Origin of the sequence: Candidatus Accumulibacter phosphatis (assembly GCF_012939955.1) — a bacterium.
GTDB lineage: Bacteria > Pseudomonadota > Gammaproteobacteria > Burkholderiales > Rhodocyclaceae > Accumulibacter > Accumulibacter delftensis.
The window spans coordinates 213,580-219,813 of record NZ_SPMY01000019.1 but is presented as its reverse complement, the minus strand read 5'-3'; the positions used below and the strand labels follow the sequence as shown (position 1 = coordinate 219,813).

General features: G+C 63.5%; 5 protein-coding genes and 2 pseudogenes. All 7 read left to right on the top strand.

Annotation, left to right across the window (positions count from 1 at the left end; genetic code table 11):
* Positions 1-821: pseudogene (locus E4Q23_RS25160) on the top strand (IS1634 family transposase); the annotation flags it as partial.
* A 101-nt stretch (positions 822-922) separates the two neighbouring features.
* Positions 923-1,765, top strand: a complete 843-nt coding sequence (locus E4Q23_RS07865) for a hypothetical protein (RefSeq protein ID WP_169066110.1) — start codon at positions 923-925, stop codon at positions 1,763-1,765.
* The gene (locus tag E4Q23_RS07860; protein ID WP_169066109.1) at positions 1,711-1,902 is read left to right on the top strand and encodes a hypothetical protein; all 192 of its coding nucleotides are present in this window, start codon (positions 1,711-1,713) and stop codon (positions 1,900-1,902) included. Before E4Q23_RS07865 ends, E4Q23_RS07860 begins: the two co-directional genes overlap by 55 nt.
* A gap of 70 nt (positions 1,903-1,972) precedes the next feature.
* Positions 1,973-2,062, top strand: a pseudogene (locus E4Q23_RS25155) (transposase); the annotation flags it as partial.
* A 45-nt stretch (positions 2,063-2,107) separates the two neighbouring features.
* Entirely contained in the window at positions 2,108-2,389 is a 282-nt protein-coding gene (locus E4Q23_RS07850) for a hypothetical protein (RefSeq protein ID WP_423753325.1), read from the top strand.
* A 607-nt stretch (positions 2,390-2,996) separates the two neighbouring features.
* A complete protein-coding gene (locus E4Q23_RS07845; protein ID WP_169066108.1) occupies positions 2,997-4,826 on the top strand; it encodes a type I secretion system permease/ATPase in 1,830 nt (609 codons plus the stop codon).
* A gap of 18 nt (positions 4,827-4,844) precedes the next feature.
* Entirely contained in the window at positions 4,845-6,233 is a 1,389-nt protein-coding gene (locus E4Q23_RS07840) for an HlyD family type I secretion periplasmic adaptor subunit (RefSeq protein ID WP_169066107.1), read from the top strand.
* Position 6,234 lies beyond the last annotated feature (1 nt).

Here is a 6,234-nt window from a genome sequence, read left to right as displayed (position 1 = left end):
GACCTGGAACTGGTTGCAGAAGCACAGCGCCTTGGGCGAACTGATCGACGTCGACTTCCTGTCGATGTTGCACATGGCTCTTTACCGGGGTTCGGACGTCCTGATGAAGCATCGGGAGGTGATTGAAGCGTGTTTGTTTGGCACCGTTCGCACGCTCTACGACCTGACCAAGACCTACTTCGAAGGCGAAGTCCCGAGCAATCGCAAGGTCAAGCGTGGCCGTTCCAAGGAGAAGCGTAGCGATTGCCCCTTGGTGACGCTTGGTCTAGTGCTCGACGGCAGCGGCTTTGTGCGCCGCTCGCAGACCTTCGAAGGGAATGTCAGCGAAGCCGGCACGTTGGCCGGCATGTTCACCGGGCTAAACGCCCCGGCGGGGGCGCTGGTGATCATGGACGCGGGCATCGCCAGCGAAGCCAAGGTCGCCTGGCCAACTCGACTGGGATGAAGAGCGGTTCTGGCGCACCTATACTCTGCTGACCGACCTGGAAAGTGTGTTTCGCAGCCTGAAGAGCGAACTGGGCTTGCGGCCGATCGACCATCACACGGAAGATCGCGCCGACGGCCATCTGTTCATTACCGTGTTGGCTTACCAGTGCGTGCAGTTCCTTCGCGTCAAGCTGAAGGCGGCTGGCATTCACGACAGTTGGACGACTTTGCGCGAGACCCTTTCGATCCAGTGCCGGACGACGACTTTCCGCCAGCGCGATGGCCGCACGCTCCATGTCCGCAAGGCCATCAACGCCGAGCCAGAGCAAATGGCCATCTATCGCGCCTTGGGCATCCACTCACAACCCGGCGGACTCCGAAAACTGATCGCCTGACAGCCCATTACGCGCTTGTTGTGCCATTAGAAATTCATTTCCCCTGCAAGCAATTAATTATGAGAGAGGTTTTTTTTGGTAGGTTAAACAGGGGCCGGGCCGTGGTCGGGCCGCCGCGCCTGGTGGAGCAGGACTTCACCGTCTACTGGTCGGCGCCGAACGATGTGCGCCGCCGTGCCGACACTTCGCTGTGGTCGGTGCTCGGTGGGGCACACCGGCTGCTGTACTTCACCACCAACCGCGTGCCCGAAGCCCGCAAGCTCGAAGACCGCGCGACCCGCGGCAAGTTCGGCCGCGACCGCGACAGCCACGGCGTTCCCCAGGACAGCTTCGCGCAGCCGCGCGTTTTGGGTGAAGCCGACGGCGGCACGGTCTATGCCGACATGATCATCTTCACCCGCGACGGACGCAGCGCGCTCGAAGCGGCCGCGCTGGGCCCGCTGCTCGAGGCCGAGGCGCAGCGGCTGCGCAAGTTCGTGGCCCAGCAGGATGCGGGCTTTGCTTCCTCGCTGCGCCAACTCGGGGGGTCGATGACGCCACAGGCCATCGCAGCGCGCCGCGCCAAGCGTGAGGAGCGCTGGAAGACCGAGAGCCGCGATCCGGCGGCGCTGGCCCAGCGACTGGATGCGGCAGCGCGCACCGACGAGGCCGATACCGCTCGCCAGCGCCCGCAGATGACCGAACCGGCGGCGCGTGACCCGAGGAGCGCCTGGTGGGGGCCGCGGCTGGCGCTGGCGACGACCGAGGCGACGCTGGCCGGGCTGGACTCCGCCGCGCGCAACGCACCGGCCTGTGGTCGCGTCGACCCTGCGTTCTCGACCGGCAACGGCGTGCGCTGCGCTACGAAAGTGCTGCCGGCGCGTCGCGCGACTGCGTGCCGATGGTGCAGGTGCGCGCCGATCTGGTCGACCCGAAGCGGCCCACCGACGAGGTGCGACTGCTGACCGCGTGGTCGCGCAAACGTCTTTGCGGCCTGCCCCTGGCCAGCGGCCAGCCGCCGCAGCGCAATCTGTGCGAAGACGCCGTGCCGCTGTTGCGCGAGATCGACTGGGCCGCCGTGCGGCGGGCGATCGGCTGGTGAGACCCAGCCCATCGCCGCATGAGGCCGCTGCCTGCGCGAACAGTGCCCTGATTGCCCTTCCACGGCCCGGATCGGGGCGGTCGCCTTCATCCATCGGTTCGGCTCAAGCCTGAACGAGCACGGCCACTTCGACTGTTGCGTCATCGACGGCGTCTTCGAGCCGGCCGTCGCCTACCGGCGTTTGCGCACTCTGCCAGGCGAGCAGATGCAGATCGACTGGGGGCACTTCGGCCACCTGGAGATCGGTCGGGTAAGCCGGACGCTGATGGGCTTTTTTGCCGTACTCTCCTGGTCGCGGCAGATCTTCTTGCGCTTCGACCTCGGCGCTTACAGGGAGAACGTCCTGCGTCGCCACGTCGGCGTGCTGGCCGCCTGGGACGGCTGCAGGCGTGTCGCCCTGCACGACAATCTCAAGAGCGCCGTTCTTGAGCGTCAAGGCTCGGTCATCCGCTGCCACCCGACACTGCTGGCCCTGTCCGGCCATTAGCCGTGGATGGCGATTCAGACGAAAGCTTCCGAACCCACGGATTTCGCCTCGATCACTTTGCGCAAGGGAGCACCCCATGGCGTCAAGGATTTTCTTGGCCGCGATGTCGGCTGCCGCCATTGAGCTGGCGTGCCGCGTTCTTGTGTGTGCCAGGTGCCGGAAGTAGCGCATCAGCAATACATGGGGAACGGTGACTATTGTCACATCGAGGCAAGGAGCGGGCTGGATTACCCTTGCTGCTTATGTCATTATTGCGCCTGGCCAGACTGGGCGTCAGCTGCTGTCCGCTGCACGAGATGCCTGAGGCTGCGGCCAAAGTGACTGCTGAGCATGGCTCTTGATGCCAAGATGCAACAACAAATTCGTCGAAGCCGTGACAGGCCCTGCGCGTCCCCTGGGAAAGCTTCATGCGTATCACGGTTCCCCATTGCATGGTGCTGGCCGCTGGCGCCGTTGCGGCACGTGCGATCCACTCGCAGGCAGCCGTCCGAAGCGCGGATGCGCAAGTGCTTCCGCTTGCTCTCCGGCAGCCAGACAGCGGCCCGCGCCGTAGGGCGCGCCTGTCCGGTTTTCTTTTTGGGATCATCGTTTCCGAGGAAGAGTGTGCATGACTGATCCCTCCAAACGCCCCGAGCTCGAGCGGGTGCTGCTGTCGTTTCGCCAGGCGTTCATGACCGTTGGCGCGTTCAGCTTTTTCACCAATCTGTTGATGTTGACGCCGTCGATCTACATGCTGCAGCTCTACGATCGTGCACTCGGGAGTCGCAATCCGACCACCTTGCTGATGCTGACGCTGATTGCGCTCGGCCTGCTGGCACTGATGTCCTTGCTCGAATGGATCCGCTCGATGGTCCTCGTCCGCGTCGGCGCTCGCCTCGATCTCGATGTCAACCAGCGCATCTTCAATGCGACCTTCGAACGTAACTTACGGCAGGCAGGCCAGAATCCCGCGCAGGCCTTGCACGATCTGGCTTCGATGCGCCAGACCCTGACCGGTGCCGGGCTGGTGGCGCTGACCGATGCGCCGTGGATGCCCATCTATCTGATCGTGATTTTTATGCTGCACACCCATCTTGGCATTTTCGCTCTGGTCGGTGTCCTGCTTCTGGTGACGCTGGCGGTGGTCAACGAGCGCGTCTCGGCGGGGCCCCTTGGCGAGGCACAAAAGCTCTCCATGGCGGCCAACGCGCAAGCCAACAACAACCTGCGCAATGCCGAAGTGATCGAAGCCATGGGCATGCTGCCGGCGATTCGCGGGCGCTGGTTCAAGCTCCACCAGAAGTTCCTCGAGCAACAGGCGCTGGCCAGCGATCGTGCCGGTATGCTGACCGCGCTGACCCGCTTTGCTCGCATCTCACTGCAGTCCTTGGCGCTGGGCTATGGCGCGCTGCTGACCATTGAGGGAGAGATGACGGCGGGAATGATGATCGCCGGCTCGATCCTCGTTGGTCGGGCGCTGGCGCCGGTTGAGGCCCTGATCGGCAACTGGAAGCAACTGGTTTCGGCACGTTCGGCTTACAAGCGCTTGAGCGAACTGCTGGGCATGTACCCGGCGCGCATTGCCGGAATGCCGCTGCCCCGGCCGCTTGGCGAAGTGGCCGTCGAGAACGCGGCGACGGGGGCTCCGGGGAGCAAGACGCTGATCCTGCGGAATGTGAACTTCAAGCTGCAGGCCGGTGAAGTGGTCGCCGTGATTGGTCCCAGCGCTTCCGGAAAGTCCACGCTGGCGCGTTTGCTGGTTGGCATCTGGCCAACGCTGGCTGGATCGGTGCGCCTGGACAACTCGGAAATTTTCAAGTGGAACAAGGACGAGTTGGGCCCGTATCTGGGTTATCTGCCGCAGGACATCGAGCTTTTTGGCGGTTCGGTCGCCGAGAATATTGCCCGTTTTGGCGAAGTCGATTCGGACCAGGTCCTGGCGGCCGCGCAGGCCGCCGGTGTCCATGAATTGATCCTGCTGCTCCCCAACGGTTACGACACGCCGCTCGGGGAGGGGGGGAGCGCGCTCTCGGGTGGCCAGAAGCAACGCATCGGTCTGGCACGCGCACTTTACGGCGACCCGGCTTTTATTGTCCTCGATGAACCGAATTCCAACCTCGACGATCTCGGCGAGGCCGCCCTGGCCGACACCATCCGGCGCCTGAAAGCGAAAAAGCGGACGGTGGTCATCGTCACCCACCGGATGACTACACTGGCGGTTGCCGACAGCATTCTGGTGATGCACGAGGGGACGGTGAAGGCACACGGTCCGCGCGACCAGATCCTGGCGGCGATGCGCTCAGCCAACGCGCCGAATGTACCGAATGCGGCAAATGCGGCAAATGCGGCAAATGCCCCAACGTCACCGCCAGCCGGGCGTAGCGCAGGCACGGCTCGACCGGCGACACCTGCGGCGGCGGCCAGTGGTCTTCCATCGACGCCCGTCGTCGGCGTCTGATTTACCAGGCAGAGGGCGATGGCAAAGAAATTGTTCGAGCGCAAGAACGCTTCCGACAGCGAAATCACTGAACTGACCGACGTCTCGGCCGAAACGGCCAAGGCCGCTGCCAGCGGTGTGGACATCAATCATCGCCGCGTTTCCCGAATCGGCTGGCTGATAGTGGCCCTTGGTTTCGGTGGCTTCATGCTGTGGGCGGCGCTGGCGCCGCTCGATCAGGGCGTGCCGGCCAGCGGGCAGGTGGTGGTTACGGGAAATCGCAAGACCGTACAGAATCTGGGCCCGGGAATGGTCGAGGCGATCCTGGTCAAGGACGGTGACGAAGTCAGTAAAGGCGACGTTCTGCTACGGCTCGACTCGACGACGGCGCGCTCGCAACATCAGGTGACGCATAGTCAGTGGTTGGTGGCGAAAGCGACCGAGGCGCGCTTGCTGGCCGATGTGGCGGGGCAGTCGGAGATCGTCTTTCCCGAAGAACTGTTGAAGAACAAGGACGATCCGCGAGCGGCCAGCGCGATGGCCGTGCAGACGCAGCTTCTGCGGTCGCGGCAGGCGGGACTGCAAGCCGAACTGGCTGCCATGCAGAATATGCTGGCGGGCTTGCAATCGTACGCCAAGGGACTCGAGGCGACGCGGCGCTCGAAAGAGCAACAGTCGCGCTTGCTCCTTGAAGAACTGAAGGGGTTGCGCGAGTTGGCGGCCGAAGGCTATCTGCCGCGCAATCGCCTGTCCGAGCAGGAACGCCTGCTGGCGCAGCTCAATGGAGCCATTTCCGAGGATCTCGGTAATCTCGGGCGCGCCCAGCAGAGCATCGGCGAGACACGGATGCGCTTGGTGGCGCGGCAGCAGGAATACCACAAGGAGGTCGAGAACGCCCTGTCGGAGGTGCAGAAGGAAACCAGCTCGCTGGAGAGTCGCCTTGAAGGCCTGGCTTTTGAGCTGGACAACACCACCGTGCATGCGCCGAGTGAAGGCATCGTTGTTGGCCTGAGTGTGCACACCGTCGGTGGTGTTCTGGCGCAGGGAACGCCCTTGATGGACCTCGTGCCGAAAAATGAGCCCTTGCGCATCGAGGTTCAGATTCCCACCGATCTGATCGACAAGGTCCGCCCGGGCCTGCCGGTCGAGATCACCTTTCCGGCCTTTAACCAGCGCACCACGCCACAGATACCCGGCGAGTTCGTGCAGGTCGACGCCGACGCAACAACCGATCCGCAAGGCAGGTTGCCGCCGTTCTACCGCGGCAAGGTATTGGTTACCGAAGCCGGCATGAAGAAACTGAAGATGCATGAAATCAAGCCTGGAATGCCGGCGCAGGTATTCGTCAAGACGGGCGAGCGGACAATGCTCAACTACCTCTTCAAGCCGCTGGTCGACCGTATGAATGCAGCACTGACCGAGGAGTGAG

Coding starts and splice junctions, on each gene's coding strand:
- E4Q23_RS07850 (WP_423753325.1), top strand. CDS start 2,108: ATGCAGATCGACTGGGGGCACTTCGGCCACCTGGAGATCGGTCGGGTA.
- E4Q23_RS07840 (WP_169066107.1), top strand. CDS start 4,845: ATGGCAAAGAAATTGTTCGAGCGCAAGAACGCTTCCGACAGCGAAATC.
- E4Q23_RS07845 (WP_169066108.1), top strand. CDS start 2,997: ATGACTGATCCCTCCAAACGCCCCGAGCTCGAGCGGGTGCTGCTGTCG.